Origin of the sequence: Pseudomonas sp. R-28-1W-6 (assembly GCF_009799925.1) — a bacterium.
Lineage (GTDB): Bacteria > Pseudomonadota > Gammaproteobacteria > Pseudomonadales > Pseudomonadaceae > Aquipseudomonas.
Genome location: NZ_WELK01000010.1, coordinates 13,423 through 31,677, shown reverse-complemented (window position 1 = coordinate 31,677; position 18,255 = coordinate 13,423). Strand labels below are relative to the sequence as shown.

The following is an 18,255-nucleotide window of genomic DNA, read 5'->3' as shown; positions in this document are numbered from 1 at the left end:
ACAGGCCCACGGCGGCACCGGTTATTCGCCGAACCCGCCACCCTCATCGCCCAGGCGCCCACCCCAATCGGCCGGGTACACCCCATCGCGTACCAGGCGATGGAAGCTCGACCAGGGCCAGTCGCCAACCTGCTGCACCAGGCCATGCTTGACCGGATTCCAGTGCAGATAGTCCAGGTGCCGCTGGTAGTCGTCCTGATCGCGGATCTGGTGTTCCCAGAAGCGCCGCTGCCACAGCGCGTTTTCCCGGCGCAGGTGGCGGCTCAGGTTGACGCTCGCCGGCCATTGCAGGCTCTGGCTGGTCTGGCGCTTGATCAGCGACCAGCGCCGGCCATAGTCGCCATCCTCGGCAGGCAAGCCCCAGATGCAATGCAGATGCTCCGGCAGCAGCACCCAGGCATGGATGGTGAAGGGGTAGCGTTGGCGCGCCTGCTCGATCGCGGCGCGCAGGGCAGTGCGTAACTCGGGTTGGGTGAGCAGTGGACGGCGCTGTTCGGTGCTCAGGGTGAAAAAATACAAGCGGCCATCCTTGGCCCGGCGGTAGTTGGACATTCCTTGTCCCTCGCGGTGGTTGATGCGGTGTGGCGCGATGCCTGTGCGTGGCTTGTAGTGCGCACGGCGCACCCTACGAAGTGCTCGTGCGTTTCACCCTAGCCCAGGACGCGCAGTGTGCCCCGCCAACACCGTAAATGTTGATGGCGCGCACAGACCTGTAGGGTGCGCCGCGCGCACCGCAGACGACGCCAATCTTTCCGTTAAACCTGTGCTCTGCCCTTGGCCTTGACCTGCAGGATCAGGGCAATCCCGCCGAGCACCGCCACTGCCGCCACCATCAGCCGCAGGCTGAGCTGCTCACCGAGCAGCAGGCTGCCGGCGACGGCGGCGATGATCGGTACGCTGAGCTGCACGCTGGCCGCCTGCAGGGCGCGCAGGTGGGGCAGGGCGGCGTACCAGATGGCGTAGCCGATGCCCGAGGCGAGGGCGCCGGAGAGCACCGCATAGAGTGCGCCGAGACTGTCCCATTGCAATTGCTCCCGGTACAGAAAAGCCAGCGGCAGCAGCGCCGGCAGGCTGCGCAGGAAGTTGCCGGCGGTGGCCGCCAGCGGGTCGCGGTTGCCGCGGCCGAGCAGCGAGTAGATGGCCCAGGCGATGCCGGCCAGTAGCATCAGCAAGGCGGCGTGCAGCGGCGGGGCGCTGGCGCCGGGCAGCAGCAACAGCAGCAGGCCGCCGACGGCACTGGCCAGGCCCAGGCTTTGCAGCGGCCGCAGGCGTTCGCCGTGCAGCCAGCCATAGCCGAGCATGCTGGCCTGCACCGCGCCGAACAGCAGCAGCGCGCCGCTGCCGGCATCCAGCTCGATGTAGGCGAAGGAGAAGCCGGCGGCGTAGCCGAACAGCGCCAGCGCCGAGCGCCAGTCACCCTGCAGGCGGCCCTGGCCGCGCAGCAGCACCAGCAGGCACAGCACCAAGGCTCCGGAGCCCAGGCGCAGGGCGGTGAAGCTGCTGGCATCGATGCCGCCGTCGCGCAGGGCGGCGCGGCACAGCAGCGAGTTGCCGGCGAAGGCCAGCATGGCCAGCGCCGTGAGCAGGGCGACGCGCAGCATCAGCGGCGCAGGTAGGCGGCGAAGTCGATGTCACCGGCGCTGAGGATGGCCTGCACCCGGTTATGCACGTTGAGCTTGCGCAGGATCGCCGAGACATGGGCCTTGACCGTGGTTTCGGCGATGTCGAGGTTGTAGGCGATCTGCTTGTTTGACTCGCCCTTGGTCATCCGTTCCAGCACCAGCAGCTGCTTGCGGGTCAGCGCCTGCAGCAGCTCCGGCGGGATGCTCGGCTCGCTGTGGGCACGGCGGGTGCTGCTCTTCTGCGTGCGGATGATGTCCGAGGGCAGGTAGACGTTGCCGTTGAGGATCTGCTCGATGGCCTCGGTCATCTGTGCGCGTGGCGAGGACTTGGTGATGAAGCCGACCGCGCCGTAGGTGATGGCCTGCAGCACGATCTGCTTGTCCTGCTCGGCCGAGACGATCACCACCGGGATGGTCGGCGCCTCGTTGCGCAGGTTGATCAGGCCGCCCAGGCCGTGCATGCCGGGCATGTTCAGGTCGAGCAGGATCAGGTCGAGGTCGTCGTGCACCTGGGTCAGTTCCAGGGCGCTGTCGAGGTCGGCGGTTTCCATGATCTCGCTATCCGGGAAGCCATCGCGGATGACGTTGTGGATGGCTTCGCGAAACAGCGGGTGGTCATCCGCAATCAGGATCTTGTACATGGCCTTTAGCCCTCTTTTTATATGGTGTGGCAGTCACGCAAGGTGCAGTCGGCACAGCGCTGGCAGTAGTTTCAGGGCAGTGGCGCGGGCTCGGCGGGGTGCAGCGGCAGGCCGGCCTGTTGCCAGGCATCGATACCGTCACGGTACCAGTAGAGCCGTTGGTAGCCCAGCGCGCGAGCCCGCTTGATCGCGTTCCACGACAGCCAGCAGTCGGATTTGCAGTAGAACACCAAGGCGCGGCCTGGGTGCTGCCGCTCGAGGCGCGCCAGGTGCTGCTCGAGATAGTTCTGCCACAGCGGCGCCAGCTCGCCGTCGCCGGTGTTGGCCAGCCACAGGCTGCCGGGCAGGTTGGCGTGGGGCGGCTGGTCGGCGATGAAACGCTGGTTCAGCCACTGCGCGCGGAACACGTCGACCAGCGAGGTCTGCGGCTGTTCGCGCAGCAGGCGCTGCAGGCCGGCGGTGTCCAGGGTGGTGGCGCCCTCGGCGTGTGCGGGCGTGGGGCTGCGGTACTGGCTCTGGCGGTAGCCGTCGGCCGTGAACAGCGCTGGTTCGGCCGCCGCGGCGAGGCCGGGCAGCAGGCAAAGGACAAGCACCAGGTGGTGCATGGAGCGGGTGATCGACTTCCGCATGGCTGGCTCCCGGGTCGATTTTATTAAGCCATTAGAGCCATAGGGCTGGGTGGCTGGGAATGCTACGTTGGACAGGAAAACCGCTACCAAAGTACTGCTTTGCTGCTGGGCGGGCTCTGGCGCGGGGGCCCCTGGTGCGCACGGCGCACCCTATGCATCGCGTGTTGGGTAGGCCGCGGTGCCAGGCAGGGCAGGCCAGCCGTAGGCTGCGCCGCGCGCACCACCACAGGCCCGGCACTGCCAACCCATCAGCCCCCGGGGCTGCGGCGCAGGGCGGCGTGCTGAGGGTTGAAGGTGAGCACCGCGAGCAGCGCGCAGAACAGGGTCAGGCCCAGGCAGATGGCCGCCGCCAGCAGGTTGAAGCGCTCGTAGAGGGCGTAGCGCACCAGCTCCACGGCGTGGCTGAACGGATTGACCGCGCACAGCCAGTACAGCCACTCGCTGGCCTCGCGCATTTTCCACAGCGGGTAGAGCGCCGAGGAGAGGAAGAACAGCGGGAAGATGACGAAGTTCATCACCCCGGCGAAGTTCTCCAGCTGGCGGATGCCGTTGGACAGCAGCAGGCCCAGGGCGCTGAGCAGCAGCGCCGCCAGCAGCAGCGCCGGCAGTGCGGCGAGCAGGCCCAGGGCCGGCGGCTGCACGCCGTACAGCCAGGCGATGGCGAGGAAGGCGTAGACCTGCAGCAGCGATACCAGCGCCGTGGCCAGCAGCTTGGCCGCCAGCAGGAAGGCGCGCGGCAGCGGGCTGGTGAGCAGCACGCGCATGCTGCCCATCTCGCGGTCGTAAACCATCGACAGCGAGCCCTGCATGCCGTTGAACAGCAGGATCATGCAGGCCAGGCCGGGGACTATGTAGGTCTCGTAGGTGACGTAGGTGTCGTACGGCTCGATGATCGAGATGCCCAGCGCGGCGCGAAAGCCGGCGGCGAACACCAAGAGCCACAGCAGCGGGCGCACCAGGGCGCTGAGAAAGCGCGATCTTTGTTGGATGAAACGCAGCCATTCGCGCAGCACCACGCCGCGCAGGCAGGCCCAGTAGGCGGTGATCATGACGCCACCTCGCTGGCGGTTAGGCGGCTGAAGGCTTCGGCCAGGCTGCCCCGGCCATGTTCGGCGCTGAGTTGGTCGGCGCGGCCCTGGGCGATCAGCCGGCCGCGGTTGAGGATCAGCAACTCGTCGCCGCCCTGTACCTCGTCCAGCAGGTGGGTGGTCCACAGCACCGCCAGGCCCTCGTCGCGGCACAGCTGGCGCACGTGCTGGTTGAGCGCCAGGCGGCTGGCCGGGTCGAGGCCTACGCTGGCCTCGTCGAGCAGCAGCAGGCGCGGCCGATGGAGCAGGGCGCGGGCGATTTCCACCCGCCGCCGATGGCCGCCGTTGAGCAGGCGCACCTTGTCGTCGCGGCGCTCGCCGAGCTGCTGGCGCTGCAGTTCCTCGTCGATGCGCTGGCTGGCCAGGGCACGCGGCATGCCGTGCAGGGCGGCGTGGTAGTGCAGGTTCTGCTGCACGCTCAGATCGAGGTCCAGGGTGCTCTGCTGGAACACCACGCCGAGCCGGGCCAGGGCCTGGCGCGGCTGCTGGCGCAGGTCGTGGCCGCCGACGCGGACCTGGCCCTGCTGCAGGCGGTAGAGGCAGGTGAGCAGGGCGATCAGGGTCGACTTGCCGGCGCCGTTGGGGCCGAGCAGGGCGCTGAACTGCCCGGCCGGGCAGGCGAAGCTGACCTCGCGCAGGGCCTGGCGCTGGCCATAGGCGAAGCCCAGGGCGTCCACTTCAAGGCTGTTCACGGGGTCACCACCACGCCCCAGGGGTAGCGGCCGACCTTGATCGACTTGACCACCTCGAGGCTGTCCACGTCGATCACCGAGACATCGCCGCTGATACCGTTGGTGGTCAGCAGCTGCTTGTGGTCCGGGGTGAATTCCAGGTGCCAGACGCGCTTGCCGACCAGCAGGTAGTCGAGCACCTCGTAGCTTCGGGCGTCGACCACCGCCACATGGTTGGCCGGGCCGAGGGCGACGAAGGCGTACTTGCCGTCCGGGCTGAGCTTGACCCCGACCGGCTGCACCTTGTCCGGGTGCACGCCCTTGATCTTGAACGTCAGCACCTTGAGCGGCTGGCGGCTGGCGACGTCGATCACCGTCACCGTGCCGCCGATCTCGGCCGAGGCCCACAGGCGCTTGCCGTCGTCGCTGAACTCGACATGGCGCGGGCGCTGGTCGACCAGGGTGTTATCGACCAGCTGCTGGGTGGCGGTGTCGATCCAGTGCAGCATGTTGGTGGTTTCGCTGGTGTTGACCGCCCACTTGCCGTCCGGGCTGACGGCCATGCCCTCGGGCTCGACGCCGACGTCGATCTGGCCGAGCACCTGGCTGCTCTGGGTGTCGACCACGGTGACCAGGGCATCGTCCTCGTTGGAGATGTACAGCCACTGGTCGTTGGGGTGCAGGGCGAACTGCTCGGGGTCGGCGCCGGAGGGCAGGTTCTTGATGATCTGCCGGCTCGCCAGGTCCATCACCTGCACGGTGTCCGAGTCGCTGGCGCAGATGTACAGCAGGCTGCGGTCATGGGACAGGGCCAGGCCGCGCGGGCGCTGGCCGACCGGCAGGGTGGCGGTGACGCTCATGCTGTCCAGGTCGATCACGCTGATGCTGTCGTCCTTCTCGTTGGACACGTAGGCGGTGGCGGCCTGCACCTGGCTGGCGAGCAGCAGCGGCGCGGTGAACAGGCTAGCGAGCAGGGTGCGGTGCATGGCGGTGGTCCTTTCTTGTAATGGTTATGGGTTGGTGCGCACGGCGCACCCTAGGGGTTCACGGTGCGGCCTGGGGTTGGGTTTAGGGTACGCCGGGCGCACCAGCGAGTTCGGCGGCGTCCTGCCTGGCCAGCAGCTGCGCGGCCTGGCGGTCGTGCCACTGGCTGGCGCATTCGCTGAGGCGTTCGCGGGTGTTCTCGCCGCGCTCGGCGGCCAGCCGGGCGTACAGGCAGGGCACGCGCTGGCTGCCGAGGAGCAGGGCGCTGCGCAGGGCCGGATCGGTCGGCGGCACGCTGAACGCCACGCCGCCGCCGAGCACGGCCGGCAGCAGGGCGGCCAGCAGCAGTTTCACGGTGCGACTCCGGCCAGGCGGCAGCGGCTTTCCGCCTGGTCGTAGCCGAGGCTGTCCATTTCGTTGTGTGGATGCAGGAAGCCTTCCTGCGGCGAGCTGCTGATCAGCGCGCGCGGCTGCACCAGTTCGATCGGCTGGCGCAGCTGGCCGTCCCACGGCCGGTAGCTGAGCTTGCGGCCCTTGAAACCATCCAGCGGCAGCTCGCCGCTCAGGGCCAGCTGGCGCAGGGCGGCCGGGGCGCCGTGGCGCAGCTTGCTGACCCCGGCGGCGATGCTGCGCACGGCCATCCAGGCGGCGAAGTCGCGGCTGTTCATCCAGCGCCCGGCCAGGGCCTCGAAGCGCTTCTGCAGCTGGGCGGCGCCGAAGGTTTCCACGGTCTTGTGCCAGCCCACCGGGGTCAGGCCCTGGGTGCCGGCCACCGGGCGCGGGTACCAGGTGTTGTAGGGCAGGTACTCGCCGAAGTCGCCGCGTTCGTCGGCCACCAGCACCACGTCGTACTCGGCGGTCTGGGTGAACAGCGGCATCTCGGCGCTGGCGCTGCGGCGCTGGTCGTTGTCGAAGGTCCAGAGCTTCTCGGCGACTATCTGCAGGCCGAAGCGCTTGGCCGCGCGGCGCAGGGCGGCGGCGTAGGCCTGGTCGTCCTCGGTCTGGCCGACGATCAGCAGCCAGCGGCTCCAGCGGCGCACGGCGAGGAACTGGGCCAGGGCGTCGGCGAGCATGGCGCGGCTGGGCAGGCTGTGCAGCACGTTGCTCGGGCAGTTGTCGGTGCGCAGCGCGTCGTCGGCGCTGCCGGCGTTGAACAGCAGGCTGTCCGGCAGTGCCTGGCTGATGGCGCGCAGGCTGGCGGCCGGAGCGTTGACCACGAACAGGCGGATGCCGGCGGCGTGCTGCTGGCGGGCGGCGTCGAGCAGTTGCTCGACGCTGGGCGCCTGCACGGCCTCAAGGCTGAACTGCTGCTTGAGGAAACGCCCGGTGCTGTTGCTGTCGGTGATCGCCAGCTCGGCGCCGCGCAGGCCGGCATCGGTCGGCTCGGGGATGACGTTGGACAGCAGCGGCCCGCGCGGCGGCTGGTATTCCAGGTAGCCGATGCGTACCTGCAGCTCGCCCTCGGCGGCGTGCAGGTCGGTGGCCAGCAGGCTGGCGCAGGCCAGGGCGAGCAGGTAGAGCAGCGAGTAGGCGGCATAGAACGGCATGGCTGGGACGTCCTGCTGGGGTTTGCGCCAGCATAGGAAGCCCCCGCCGCCCGGGAAATATGCAGAAAGTACCAGTCAGGCCGTACCAAGGTAGTAGAGGGCCGCGGGCGCGCCGCCACTAGCATGGCGCCACGCGCTGGTGATTGCCCCGGGTAGGGCGCCGCGCGTGTCGAACCCCAATAACAACAAGAACCTGTTTGGGATCTTTTGAGCTAGAGCCAGGCAAGGCGAAATTGGGCGAGGACGCGGAGTTTACGAGGTGTAAATGAGCAGTCAGAGCCCAATTTCAACGCAGCATGGCCGACGATCAAGAGATCCGAGACAGGTTCTAAGATGAGGTGCGCCGTGACCCCATTCAAAGCCCTGCTGCTCAACCTCCTGCTGATCACCAGCCTGATCGGCTTCGACAGGGTCTTCGCCGCCGGCGACCTGACCCGTCGCACCCAGCCCCTGGCCGATCTGGTGCTGGGCTCGGAAGCCAGCGACTACAGCATGAGCCAGACCGAGTACCAGCTGGAAACCGGCAAGGCCTACCAGCTCAAGGTGATCTCCAGCGGGCAGAAGGAATACGCCGTGCAGGCGCCGGAATTCGCCGGCAGCATCTACCTGCGCAAGGTCGAGGCCGGCGGCGTGGAGATCAAGGCAACGACCCTCAACGAGCTGGAGTTCGAGGACGCCGGCGAGGCGGAGATCTTCTTCGTGCCGATCAAGCCGGGCAAGTTCCGCTTCTACGCCAAGGGCCTGGAAGGCAAGGGCATGCAGGGCTGGTTCATCGTCAAGTAAGCGGCGCAGCCCCGTCCGGGTCCTGCTGCGCGATGCGTGCAGCGGGCCGCGCGGGCATGCCAACCCCCGCAGGGACCATGCGCACCCTGCTCGCGCCCAAGCCTGCGCGCTCAGCCCGCAGGCCTGCTGCTTCCTACTCCCTTGTGCCGACCGCGTCCGCCCTCGTGCTGCAGGCCGCGCCGCACCGCGCTGGCCCGGCGTAAGGCAAAAGAACCGCGGGTGGCCGTCTCCCGCGCTACTACCAAGGGAGTAGGCGATGGCCACCTAAGCAGCATTCTTCGCCGACCCGGGCGTTCCTACCATGACCTCACGGCGCTCGCCTCGGGCGCCTGCCTTGCACAGCAACTCGAAGAGGTTGGAAGTCATGAACAACAACGCATTCCGCGTCCTGATCACCTGGGCTGGCCTGAGCGTCTCCGCCTTCGCCCTGGCCCACGGCGATGTCACCCCGCAGGCGGTCAATACCGAAGGCCTGGAGCCCCTGGGCAAGGAATGGGTTGACGAGAACCCCTACCGCGAGCCCTACGCCAACCACAAGCTGGCGGTGGAAATCGGCACCTCGGCCTACACCCAGAACTGCGCCCGCTGCCACGGCCTGGAAGCCATCTCCGGCGGCATCGCCCCGGACCTGCGCTACCTGGATGCCGGCATCGAGGGTGACGAGTGGTTCAAGGAGCGGGTGATCAACGGTGCCGTGCGCGATGGCGCGGTGTACATGCCGAAGATGGCCGAGTTCATCAGCCAGGAAGGCCTGTGGGCCATCCGTACCTACCTGGAAAGCCTCAAAGTCGAAGAGTAACCGCCATGCGCCTGCTCGCTTTGCTGTGTGGCCTGGCCCTGCTCTGTTCGCAGGCCCAGGCTCAGGTACGCAGCTTTGACGACATGCTCGATTCGGGCGTGCTCAAGGTCGCCGTGTACGAGAACTTCCCGCCCTACAGTTTCCTGCAGGGCGGCAAGGCCCATGGCGTGGACGTCGACCTGGCGCAGGCCCTGGCCAAGGGGCAGGGCCTGCAGCTGGAGCTGCTGTGGGTCACGCCTGGCGAGAAGCTCGACGACGACCTGCGCAACTTCATCTGGAAGGGCCACTACATGCGCCCCGGCGTGATGGCCGACCTGATGCTGCGGGTGCCCTACGACCGCGAGTTCTCCAACCGGCGCAACGACGTCGGCGAGCTGGCCAACGAGCAGGTGGTGATGTTCGGCCCCTACCAGCGCGAGCGCTGGCAGGTGGTGCACGACACCCGCCGGCTGCCGCAGCTCGACACCATCGGCCTGTTCCAGTACCACAAGGTCGGCGTCGAGGTGGACAGCGTGCCGTCCTTCTACCTGACCTCGGTGCTCGGCGGCCGCCTCAGCGGCATGACCGAACATTACGCCAACACCCGCGAGGCCTTCGAGGCCATGCGCGGCGGCAAGGTCGACGCGGTGATGGCCCTGCGCGGCGAACTCGACTGGCTGCAGCATGAAACCGTCGACCCGCAACTGCGCAACGCCGACAACACCTACCCCAACCTCGGCCAACCGAGCTGGGACATCGGCATGGCCGTGCATGAAAGCAACCGCCAGCTGGCCAATGCGGTGGATCAGCAGCTCGACGAAATGATCCGCGGCGGCGAGATGGCCAAGCTCTACGCCCGCTACGGTCTGCGCTACGAACTGCCCGGCCTGTACCAGGACGTGGAGTGAACGCTTGTGCTGTGGGAGGGGCCTTGGCCGCGAACGGCGGGTCGCTCCGTGGTGGTCCTGATCGCGGCTGAAGCCGCTCCCACAGAAAAGCAGCGCCGTGGGGTGTTAGTGCTTGTGTGGGAGCGGCTTTAGCCGCGAATTACCGGCAACTCGGTGTGGGCTCTGGTCGCGGCCAAGGCCCCTCCTACAGAAAACCATGCAACCCCGTACCCCCACAGCCAATGGATTGATCGGAGGCACGATGCACAGACGTTCCCTGCTCCTCGGCCTGGCCGGCCTGCCGCTGCTGGCGGCGGCCGTCGAGGGTGATCCGCTGCCCTCGGTGATGTGGGATTACCACCACAGCCGCCTGCTCGGCGGCGCGCCGTTCGTCTTCGATGAGCGGGTCAAGGTCAGCGTGCCGCCGTTCGCCGAAGACTCGCGCCAGGTGCCGGTGGAAGTCGACGCCCGCGCCTTGCCCGGGCGCTTCACCCGCATGCTGCTGTGGGCCGAACTCAACCCCATCCCGCAGGTGTTCACCCTCTACCCCAGCGCCGAGATCGTGCCGCTGCTGGCCATCCGTATCCGCGTCGAACAGGCCACGCCGATCCGCGCCGCGCTGCTCGGCGAGGACGGCGTGTGGCATGTCGGCTCCGCCTGGATCGACGCCGCCGGCGGCGGCTGCACCGCGCCCAGCGTGGTGCGCGCCCAGCCCGGCTGGGAAGACCGCCTCGGCCAGGTGCTTGGCGGCAGCTTCGCCCGTGGCGACAACCAGCGCCTGCGCCTGCAGGTGTCGCACCCCATGGACAACGGCCTGGTCGGCGGCGTGCCGGAGTTCTACCTCGACCGCGCCGAGCTGCGTGGCAGCAACGGCGAGGTGCTGGCGCGCTTCGACCTGTTCCCGGCGGTCAGCGAGAACCCGACCCTGACCCTGGAGGTGCGCGGCCACCCCAGCACCCAGCTGTGGCTGCACGACAACAACGGCAACGAATTCCAGGCCGACTTCCAGCCCACTGCAAACCCGTAGGGTGCGTGGGGCCGCCTAGGCCGCGCGCACCACAACCCCTGCACAGGTCTCTGGTGCGCACGGCGCACCCTACGTGATCGTAAACCGGCTTCATGAGGTGACCATGCGCCCATTCCTGCTGTTGCTCGCGCTGCTGTGCAGCGCCTGCGCCCACGCCGAACTCGCCTACCAGCTGCAGCCCAGGCAGATCGCCCCGGGCACCTGGCTGCTGCAGGGCAGCACCGAAAACTTCGCCCAGGACAACGGCGCCAACATCGTCAACATCGCCTTCATCGAGACCGATGACGGCGTGGTGGTGATCGACAGCGGCCCGTCCAGGCGCTACGGCGAAGCCCTGCGCCAGGCCATCGCCGCCACCAGCAACAAGCCGGTCAAGCTGCTACTGCTGACCCACCACCACCCGGACCATGTGCTGGGCAACCAGGCCTTCGCCGACGTGCCCATCGCCGCCCTGGCCGGTACGCGAAAACTCTTGGAAGAGCAGGGCAACGCCATGGCGGAGAACATGTACCGCCTGGTCGGCGACTGGATGCGTGGCACCGAAGTGGTCTTGCCCAACCAGACCGTTGAAGCTGGAACGCTGCAAGTCGGCGGCCACCGCCTGCGCCTGCTGGCCCTGAGCGGCCACACCGGCGCCGACCTGGCCATCCTCGACGAAAGCACCGGCGTGCTGTTCGCCGGCGACCTGGTGTTCTACCAGCGCGCCCTGACCACCCCCAACAGCCCCGGCCTGGACATCTGGCTGGCGGATATCGCCACCCTGGAAGCGCTGCCCTGGAAAGTCATAGTCCCCGGCCACGGCCCGCTGGCCACCGACAAGCAACCCTTCGTGCAGATGCGCGACTACCTCGGCTGGCTCGACCAGATCCTGCGTGACGGCGAGGCACAGGGCGCGGACATGAACGAGTTGCTGCGCACGCCGATCCCCGAACGCTTCGCCGGGGTCAGCCTGAGCCGCTACGAGCTGATCCGCAGCGTCAGCCACCTGTATCCGCGCTATGAACAGAAGGGCTTGGGCAGGGTGGACCGCTAGCCTAGTGTTTGACCGCTAAGGTTGCCGTGGCGTGAACGGCCAGTTGCCCATCAGGCCCCAACAGTCTCGCCTCAGCGAAGGCGATGGATTTTCCTGCGCGGATGATGGTGGCCTCGCCGATGCAGGTGCCTAGCTTAAGCGGAGCCAGGAAGCTGGTTTTGACTTCGATGGTTGGCAGCCATTGCTGCAGCTTGAGGAAGCCCGCTAATGAAATGGGTAGGTCAAGCATTGCCACGGCGAAGCCACCTTGGACATTGCCAAACATGTTGCCAAATGCCGGTTGTGGTGCGAATTCGACCTTTACAAAGCCATGCTCAGCCGAAGCGTCGATTATCGAAAACGGAAGTAGCGCTGCGCATGCCGGTTTAGGGCTAGCGGCAAGGATGCTTTGCAATTTCTCAAGATCATTCATGCGCTCACTCCTTGTTGCTTGCCGCCTGAATCAAGTCGAACCACGAAGCGGTCTCAGCCTGAATCAATGTTAGCCGTTGGCTGCTGGAGTCGTGATGCCGGCTGCGTTCAGGGGGCTGTCGCGGGATCTATCCCGAAATGCGCAGCCCGCCTGATATCGCGTGCGGGCTGTACGAGGCGGATAACGTCCCTTGCCGTCTACCAATCCCTTGTTCTGTTTGAGCCTGTGTGCACCAGCGCAACAGCGTTCAGGGCATCAAGCGGCCGCAACGGCGGCAAGCCCCTTCGCACAAAAGAACAGTGCGCTTGGCCGCCCAGCTAGCCAGTTGCCCGCAGCCTGTCCGGACCCAGGCGCTCTGGCTCTGCGTAGGGTGCGCCGTGCGCACCGGGGCGGCTCGGTGTGGGAGTGGTGCGCGCGGCGCACCCTACAGGGCGGCCGCGCCGGGGAGGCGGGGGTTATTGCAGGGTGAGGATGTCGCCGCGCTCCTGTTGCCAGTCGTCCAGGCTGGGGGCGGCCTGCTCGCCGGCCATGCGGTGGATGATTTCGAAGTAGTCCTGCTTGAACGGGTCGGCCATCACCGCGGCGCGGCTGCGCACGCGCACGGCGAGGATGCTCTGCACGTTCTGGTGGTCGAAGGCGCGCCATTGCTGCGGGTCCTTGAGCAGGCTGTAGCGGTGGTCTTCGAGGGCCTTGATCAGGATTTCGCTGTCCAGGCTGTTGCTGCGCTGCACGGCGTCGGCCCACTGGCGGACGATGGAGTAGGCGGAGGCGGTGGTGCTGCCGGGGTACTCCTGGTATTCGGCGATGTAGCGTTCGACGAAGGCCTGGCCTTGGGGGTTGTTGTCCTGTTTGGGCAGGTCCCAGGTCCAGGCTTCGGTGCCGATCACGTCTTCCATCACCAGCGGGCCGGCCTGTTGCACCACGCTCTTGGTCAGGTTGGGCACGATCACCTGCATGCGCTGTTTCAGGCCCATGTTGTGCACCAGGCGCATGCTGCGCTGCAGGTTTTCCCCGAGCAGGACCAGAACCAGCACGTCGGCCTCGCTCTTGGCGGCCTTGGCCAGGGCGTCGCGGTATTGCTCGCGGCGCACCAGGCCGGTGGGCAGGGCGGTGCGGCCGTGGCGGGCGCGGTCGGTGCTGCCGGTGGCCTGGCGCAGGGCGCTTTCCATGCTGCGGCCCCAGGCGTCGTCGAGGATCACGTAGTGGTAGCGGCGGCGCGGCATGTGCCAGGACAGGTATTCGCCGAGTACGCGGGCGCTCATCAGGGCGCTGTTGGATTCGCGGAACAGGTAGCGGTGGCCGGCCTGGCCGGTGACTTCGTTGGCGTAGCTCAAGGTGGCGAAGTACAGCAGGCCGCGCTCGCGGGCGCGCTGGCCGGCGGCGATGGCTTCTTCGCTGGTGGCGCCGCCGAACACCATGCGCGCGTCCTGGCTGGCGAAGCGGTCAATGTTGTCGCGGGCCTGTTCGGCGCGCGAGGCGGTGTTTTCGCTGAGCAGCTGCAGCGGGCGGCCGAGCACGCCGCCTTCGCGGTTGATGGCGTCGACGGCGAGCAGGGCGCCGCGCCGCAGTTCCAGGCCTTCGTCCTTGTAGTTGCCGGTGCGCGGGTAGTTGAGGCCGATCTTCACGCTGTCGGCAGCGTAGGCGGGCAGGGTGAACAGGCCGGCGAGCAGCAGGCCGGTGAGCAGGCGGTGCATGGCGGCACTCCTTGTGGGCAGGAGCGGCTGTTGTACGGCGCCGGCGGCGGCGCGGCCATGCCCCCTTGTGCCGATGGGCGTGCGACTTAGGTTGGGGGCTGCTTTTGTGGCAGTGAGTCTGTTTGCGGCGGGCTGCGTGCGCTGAGCCGCGTGGGATGGGCTTGGGTGGGAGCGGCTTCGGCCGCGACGCTCTGGCGGGTGGCGCGGGGTTGCCTGGGGACGCGGCCAAGGCCCCTCCTACAGGGGATTGGTGTGGGGGCTTTGTGGGAGGGGCCTTGGCCGCGATGCTTTTGGCGGTGCATCGGGGTTGCCGGCCGATCGCGGTTGAAGCCGCTGCCACAGGGGGAACTGTGTGCTGTGCGGGGCGGGTATTGCTACCAAGGAACTAGGGAATTCGGCACTGCGGTCAATTGTTGAGCAGGCGCGGCAAACCAAGAATTCGTCGCAGACCGGGAAACTTTCCCGGACACAACAACAAGCCCGCAGAGGTAGCCGCAATGAAGCACAACGGTCTCACCCAACCCTTCGTCCGCACGGCGCTGTTTGCCGCGGTCACCCTGGCCAGCCTGACGGCGCAGGCCGGCGTGACTGATGAAGACATCAGCGCCAGTGGCAAGCGTAACGACCAGGTGGTGGTCAACGGCATCAACCAGCAGGGCCAGCGCTACAGCACCCTGGATACCTTGAACAGCAACAACGTCAAGGAACTGCGGCCGGTCTGGGCGTTGTCCTTCGGCGGCGAGAAGCAGCGCGGCCAGCAGGCCCAGCCGCTGATCAAGGACGGCGTGATGTACGTCACCGCCTCCTACTCGCGGGTGTTCGCCGCCGACGCGCGCACCGGCAAGAAGCTCTGGCAGTACGACGCTCGCCTGCCGGACGGCATCATGCCGTGCTGCGACGTGATCAACCGCGGTGTGGCCCTGTACGGCGACCTGGTGATCTTCGGCACCCTCGACGCCAAGCTGGTCGCCCTGAACAAGGACACCGGCAAGGTGGTGTGGAAGAAGACTGTGGCCGACTACAAGGCCGGTTACTCCATCTCCGCGGCGCCGCTGATCGCCAAGGGCATGCTGATCACCGGCGTGGCCGGTGGCGAGTTCGGCGTGGTCGGCAAGATCGAGGCCTACAACCCGAGTAACGGCGAGCTGCTGTGGACCCGGCCGACCGTGGAAGGCCACATGGGCTACGTCTACAAGGACGGCAAGCCGGTGGAGAACGGCATCTCCGGCGGCGCGCCGGGCAAGACCTGGCCGGGCGACCTGTGGAAGACCGGCGGCGCGGCCCCGTGGCTGGGCGGCTTCTACGACCCGACCACCGACTCGCTGTTCTTCGGCACCGGCAACCCGTCGCCGTGGAACTCGCACCTGCGTCCGGGCGACAACCTGTTCTCCTCCTCGCGCCTGGCGCTGAACCCGGAAGACGGCTCGATCAAGTGGCACTTCCAGACCACCCCGCACGACGGCTGGGACTACGACGGCGTCAACGAACTGGTGTCGTTCGACTACCAGGCCGGCGGCAAGACCGTGAAGGCGGCGGCCACCGCCGACCGTAACGGCTTCTTCTACGTGTTGGACCGCACCAACGGCGACTTCATCCGCGGCTTCCCGTTCGTCGACAAGATCACCTGGGCCAAGGGCCTGGACAAGACCGGCCGGCCGATCTACGACGAGGCCCACCGTCCGGGCGCGCCGGGTGACGCGAAGAAGGGCAGCTCGGTGTTCGTCGCGCCGTCCTTCCTCGGCGGCAAGAACTGGATGCCGATGGCCTACAGTCAGGACACCGGGCTGTTCTACGTGCCGTCCAACGAGTGGGGCATGGACATGTGGAACGAGGGCGTGTCCTACAAGAAGGGCGCGGCCTACCTGGGCGCCGGCTTCACCATCAAGCCGCTGAACGAGGACTACATCGGCGTGCTGCGCGCCATCGACCCGAAGACCGGCAAGGAAGTCTGGCGCTACAAGAACTACGCGCCGCTGTGGGGCGGGGTGCTGGCGACCAAGGGCAACCTGGTGTTCACCGGCAACCCGGAAGGCTACCTGATGGCCTTCGATGCCAAGACCGGCAAGAAACTCTATGAGTTCAACACCGGTTCCGGCGTGATCGCCTCGCCGATCACCTGGGAAATGGACGGCGAGCAGTACGTCACCGTGCTGTCCGGCTGGGGTGGTGCGGTGCCGCTGTGGGGTGGCGAAGTGGCCAAGCGCATCAAGAACCTCGACCAGGGCGGCATGATCTGGACCTTCAAGCTGCCCAAGGACCTGGTCGCCAAGAAGTAAGCCGCAGCAGTTGACCCGAACCCGCCAGGGGGAGGGTGAAGCGCTGAAGCACAACCCGGAGCCGACGGTGTCGACTCCGGGTTTTTGCGTTGTGGGCGTGTGGGACGCTCGGGAGATGCTTTTTTGTGGGAGCGGCTTCAGCCGCGACGCCCTGGATGGCCCGGTGTTGCCGGCCTATCGCGGCTGAAGCCCCTCCTACGGCGGGATTGGCGCTATCTGTTGCCGTCCGCATGGCGAGCATCCCCTCCCAATGGCCAACCCGCCCGACGGGCTTCTACCACCAAGGTTCTATGGTGCCCGGCCCGCTGCCGTGCACCAATGCGGGTCTCGCCATCTAGTGTCGGGTCGTGTCGCAAAGCCTGTGCGGCGACCCCTTCCAGTCTGCAGTCAGTACGAGGTCAGGTATGCATGCACGGTCGTTTCGCCCCTGGTTGATCCCCTTGTTGCAGAGCGCCGCCGTGCTGCTGGGGGCGTGGTTCGACTGGCCGCTGTGGCTGGCGCTCGGGCTGCTGTGCCTGCTGTTCTGGCTGCCGCTGCTGCGCCGCGCGCCGCAGGCCGAGCCGGTGGCCGAGCAGGCCGACCTGGCCGGGCTGACCCGCGACCTGTCCCAGGCCACCAGCCACAATGCGCTGTCCGCCGCCGGGGTCAGCTTTGCCGTGCAGCGTCTGGCGCAGAAGCTGGAGTCGATGCTGGATGCCGCCGCGCGCATTGTCAGCAGCGCCGAGCAGATGATCGTCACCGAGAATGCCACCGCCGAACTCAGCCAGCAGGGCCTGCAGGCCTCCAGCACGGTACGCCAGAACAGCGACAGCGGACGTGCCGGCCTGCAGCAGGCGATCGCCTGCATGCACCAGTTGAGCGAGCGCGCCAGCACCAGCCGCGAGCTGATCGAGCGGCTCAACCAGCGCAGCGAGGAAATCCAGCGGGTCACCCAGGTGATCCAGTCCATCGCCAGCCAGACCAACCTGCTGGCGCTCAACGCCGCCATCGAGGCAGCGCGTGCCGGCGAGCACGGCCGCGGCTTTGCCGTGGTCGCCGACGAGGTGCGCGGCCTGGCCGCGCGCACGGCCAGCGCCACCGAGGAAGTCGGCCTGATGGTGCGCGACATCCAGCAGGACACCTCGGCCGCCGTCGAGCAGATCCGCCAGCTGTCCGCCGATCTCGCGGGCGGCGTGCAGCAGGTGGTGCAGGCCGGCGAGCAGCTGGATGGCATCGCCAGCCTGGCGGTGGGCGTGGAAGGGCAGATGCAGACCATCGCCAGCGGCGCGCGCGACAACCGCCTGGCGCTGGACGAGCTGTTCCATGCCGTCGAGCAACTGCGCGAGGACCTGGCCGCCAGCGACGAGCAGACCGAGCGCCTGAGCGTGGCGGCCAGCGCCCTGGAGGGCCAGGCCGAGGCGATCAGCGAGCGGCTGGCCGAGGTCGGCCTGGATGATTACCACCAGCGCGTCTACAACCTGGCCCGCGAGGGCGCCCAGCGCATCGCCGAGCGCTTCGAGGCGGACCTGGCCAGCGGTCAGATCAGCGAAGGCGCGCTGTTCGACCGCCACTACAAGCCGCAGCCGGGCAGCGACCCGCAGCGCTACACCACGGCCTTCGACCGCTATGCCGACAGCGTCCTGCCGGGCATCCAGGAACCGCTGCTGAGCCAGCACGAGGGCCTGGTGTTCGCCATTGCCTGCACCCCGGAAGGCTACGTGCCGACCCACAACCAGGCGTTCAGCCAGGCGCCCACCGGCGACCCGCAGCATGACCGCCTGCATTGCCGCAGCAAGCGCCTGTTCAACGACCGCACCGGCCGCCGCTGCGGCAGCCACCAGCAGCCGCTGCTGTTGCAGACCTACACCCGCGACACCGGCGAGCAGATGCACGACCTGTCGGTGCCGATCCACATTCGCGGGCGGCATTGGGGCGGGCTGCGCCTGGGCTACCGGCCGGAGGCGGCGCGGCGCTGACTGCGGATGGTAGGAGGGGTTGCAGGTCGCTTCATCGTTCAGGCCGGGCACCTTCTTTCTGTGGGAGCGGCTTCAGCCGCGATGCTTCTGGGGTGGCTCGGTGTCGCCTGCTTTCGCGGCCGAGGCTCCTCCTACGAGGGGGTTGCAGGTCGCTTCATCGTTCAGGCCGGGCGCCTTCTTTCTGTGGGAGCGGCTTCAGCCGCGATGCTTCTGGGGTGGCTCGGTGTC

At 67.7% G+C, this 18,255-nt stretch carries 18 protein-coding genes; 7 read left to right on the top strand and 11 right to left on the bottom strand.

Annotated elements, in window-relative coordinates; genetic code table 11:
• Positions 1-21: 21 nt before the first annotated feature.
• From F3I62_RS16225 to F3I62_RS16185, 9 genes are all read right to left on the bottom strand, one after another.
• The gene (locus F3I62_RS16225; protein ID WP_160490683.1) at positions 22-552 is read right to left on the bottom strand and encodes a transposase; all 531 of its coding nucleotides are present in this window, start codon (positions 550-552) and stop codon (positions 22-24) included.
• Between the two features lie 203 nt (positions 553-755).
• Positions 756-1,601 carry a DMT family transporter gene (locus F3I62_RS16220; protein ID WP_160490682.1) on the bottom strand — a complete coding sequence of 282 codons (846 nt, stop codon included), beginning with the start codon at positions 1,599-1,601 and terminating at the stop codon, positions 756-758.
• The gene (locus tag F3I62_RS16215) at positions 1,601-2,263 is read right to left on the bottom strand and encodes a response regulator transcription factor (RefSeq protein ID WP_160490681.1); all 663 of its coding nucleotides are present in this window, start codon (positions 2,261-2,263) and stop codon (positions 1,601-1,603) included. Before F3I62_RS16215 ends, F3I62_RS16220 begins: the two co-directional genes overlap by 1 nt.
• 71 nt (positions 2,264-2,334) lie before the next feature.
• Positions 2,335-2,892 (bottom strand): PQQ-dependent catabolism-associated CXXCW motif protein, encoded by a 558-nt coding sequence (locus F3I62_RS16210; protein WP_256667794.1) that lies wholly within the window; start codon positions 2,890-2,892, stop codon positions 2,335-2,337.
• A gap of 248 nt (positions 2,893-3,140) precedes the next feature.
• Positions 3,141-3,938, bottom strand: coding sequence for an ABC transporter permease (locus F3I62_RS16205; protein ID WP_160490789.1), 798 nt, complete (start codon positions 3,936-3,938; stop codon positions 3,141-3,143).
• Positions 3,938-4,672 carry an ABC transporter ATP-binding protein gene (locus F3I62_RS16200; RefSeq protein ID WP_160490680.1) on the bottom strand — a complete coding sequence of 245 codons (735 nt, stop codon included), beginning with the start codon at positions 4,670-4,672 and terminating at the stop codon, positions 3,938-3,940. Before F3I62_RS16200 ends, F3I62_RS16205 begins: the two co-directional genes overlap by 1 nt.
• The gene (locus F3I62_RS16195) at positions 4,669-5,637 is read right to left on the bottom strand and encodes a YVTN family beta-propeller repeat protein (protein ID WP_160490679.1); all 969 of its coding nucleotides are present in this window, start codon (positions 5,635-5,637) and stop codon (positions 4,669-4,671) included. Before F3I62_RS16195 ends, F3I62_RS16200 begins: the two co-directional genes overlap by 4 nt.
• Positions 5,638-5,719: 82 nt before the next feature.
• A complete protein-coding gene (locus tag F3I62_RS16190) occupies positions 5,720-5,989 on the bottom strand; it encodes a hypothetical protein (protein WP_160490678.1) in 270 nt (89 codons plus the stop codon).
• On the bottom strand, positions 5,986-7,182 hold the full coding sequence (locus F3I62_RS16185; RefSeq protein ID WP_160490677.1) for an ABC transporter substrate-binding protein: 1,197 nt from the start codon (positions 7,180-7,182) through the stop codon (positions 5,986-5,988). Before F3I62_RS16185 ends, F3I62_RS16190 begins: the two co-directional genes overlap by 4 nt.
• Before the next feature lie 345 nt (positions 7,183-7,527).
• Here F3I62_RS16185 and F3I62_RS16180 point away from each other — a divergent pair, with 345 nt between their 5' ends.
• The 5 genes from F3I62_RS16180 to F3I62_RS16160 all read left to right on the top strand — a co-directional run bounded on the left by F3I62_RS16180 (position 7,528) and on the right by F3I62_RS16160 (position 11,690).
• Entirely contained in the window at positions 7,528-7,965 is a 438-nt protein-coding gene (locus F3I62_RS16180; RefSeq protein WP_160490676.1) for a copper-binding protein, read from the top strand.
• A gap of 364 nt (positions 7,966-8,329) precedes the next feature.
• The gene (gene pedF / locus F3I62_RS16175) at positions 8,330-8,764 is read left to right on the top strand and encodes a cytochrome c-550 PedF (RefSeq protein WP_160490675.1); all 435 of its coding nucleotides are present in this window, start codon (positions 8,330-8,332) and stop codon (positions 8,762-8,764) included.
• Positions 8,765-8,769: 5 nt separating this feature from the next.
• Entirely contained in the window at positions 8,770-9,651 is an 882-nt protein-coding gene (locus F3I62_RS16170) for an ABC transporter substrate-binding protein (RefSeq protein WP_160490674.1), read from the top strand.
• Positions 9,652-9,892: 241 nt separating this feature from the next.
• Positions 9,893-10,657 (top strand): quinoprotein dehydrogenase-associated SoxYZ-like carrier, encoded by a 765-nt coding sequence (locus F3I62_RS16165; protein ID WP_160490673.1) that lies wholly within the window; start codon positions 9,893-9,895, stop codon positions 10,655-10,657.
• A 103-nt stretch (positions 10,658-10,760) separates the two neighbouring features.
• Entirely contained in the window at positions 10,761-11,690 is a 930-nt protein-coding gene (locus tag F3I62_RS16160) for a quinoprotein relay system zinc metallohydrolase 1 (RefSeq protein ID WP_160490672.1), read from the top strand.
• 1 nt (position 11,691) lies between these two features.
• On the opposite strand, the gene F3I62_RS16155 is transcribed toward F3I62_RS16160, so the two are convergent.
• Positions 11,692-12,102, bottom strand: a complete 411-nt coding sequence (locus F3I62_RS16155; RefSeq protein ID WP_160490671.1) for a PaaI family thioesterase — start codon at positions 12,100-12,102, stop codon at positions 11,692-11,694.
• 455 nt (positions 12,103-12,557) lie between these two features.
• Entirely contained in the window at positions 12,558-13,796 is a 1,239-nt protein-coding gene (locus tag F3I62_RS16150; RefSeq protein WP_160490670.1) for an ABC transporter substrate-binding protein, read from the bottom strand.
• A gap of 497 nt (positions 13,797-14,293) precedes the next feature.
• Here F3I62_RS16150 and F3I62_RS16145 point away from each other — a divergent pair, with 497 nt between their 5' ends.
• The gene (locus F3I62_RS16145; protein WP_160490669.1) at positions 14,294-16,072 is read left to right on the top strand and encodes a PQQ-dependent methanol/ethanol family dehydrogenase; all 1,779 of its coding nucleotides are present in this window, start codon (positions 14,294-14,296) and stop codon (positions 16,070-16,072) included.
• Between the two features lie 404 nt (positions 16,073-16,476).
• Positions 16,477-18,027, top strand: a complete 1,551-nt coding sequence (locus F3I62_RS16140) for a methyl-accepting chemotaxis protein (RefSeq protein WP_160490668.1) — start codon at positions 16,477-16,479, stop codon at positions 18,025-18,027.
• Positions 18,028-18,255: the final 228 nt, after the last annotated feature.

Bases quoted from the DNA above. Each gene is read 5' to 3' on its own strand.
- F3I62_RS16195 (WP_160490679.1), bottom strand. From the start codon at position 5,637: ATGCACCGCACCCTGCTCGCTAGCCTGTTCACCGCGCCGCTGCTGCTC.
- F3I62_RS16160 (WP_160490672.1), top strand. From the start codon at position 10,761: ATGCGCCCATTCCTGCTGTTGCTCGCGCTGCTGTGCAGCGCCTGCGCC.
- F3I62_RS16210 (WP_256667794.1), bottom strand. From the start codon at position 2,892: ATGCGGAAGTCGATCACCCGCTCCATGCACCACCTGGTGCTTGTCCTT.
- F3I62_RS16220 (WP_160490682.1), bottom strand. From the start codon at position 1,601: ATGCTGCGCGTCGCCCTGCTCACGGCGCTGGCCATGCTGGCCTTCGCC.
- F3I62_RS16165 (WP_160490673.1), top strand. From the start codon at position 9,893: ATGCACAGACGTTCCCTGCTCCTCGGCCTGGCCGGCCTGCCGCTGCTG.
- F3I62_RS16215 (WP_160490681.1), bottom strand. From the start codon at position 2,263: ATGTACAAGATCCTGATTGCGGATGACCACCCGCTGTTTCGCGAAGCC.
- pedF (WP_160490675.1), top strand. From the start codon at position 8,330: ATGAACAACAACGCATTCCGCGTCCTGATCACCTGGGCTGGCCTGAGC.
- F3I62_RS16225 (WP_160490683.1), bottom strand. From the start codon at position 552: ATGTCCAACTACCGCCGGGCCAAGGATGGCCGCTTGTATTTTTTCACC.
- F3I62_RS16185 (WP_160490677.1), bottom strand. From the start codon at position 7,182: ATGCCGTTCTATGCCGCCTACTCGCTGCTCTACCTGCTCGCCCTGGCC.
- F3I62_RS16170 (WP_160490674.1), top strand. From the start codon at position 8,770: ATGCGCCTGCTCGCTTTGCTGTGTGGCCTGGCCCTGCTCTGTTCGCAG.
- F3I62_RS16155 (WP_160490671.1), bottom strand. From the start codon at position 12,102: ATGAATGATCTTGAGAAATTGCAAAGCATCCTTGCCGCTAGCCCTAAA.
- F3I62_RS16150 (WP_160490670.1), bottom strand. From the start codon at position 13,796: ATGCACCGCCTGCTCACCGGCCTGCTGCTCGCCGGCCTGTTCACCCTG.
- F3I62_RS16145 (WP_160490669.1), top strand. From the start codon at position 14,294: ATGAAGCACAACGGTCTCACCCAACCCTTCGTCCGCACGGCGCTGTTT.
- F3I62_RS16140 (WP_160490668.1), top strand. From the start codon at position 16,477: ATGCATGCACGGTCGTTTCGCCCCTGGTTGATCCCCTTGTTGCAGAGC.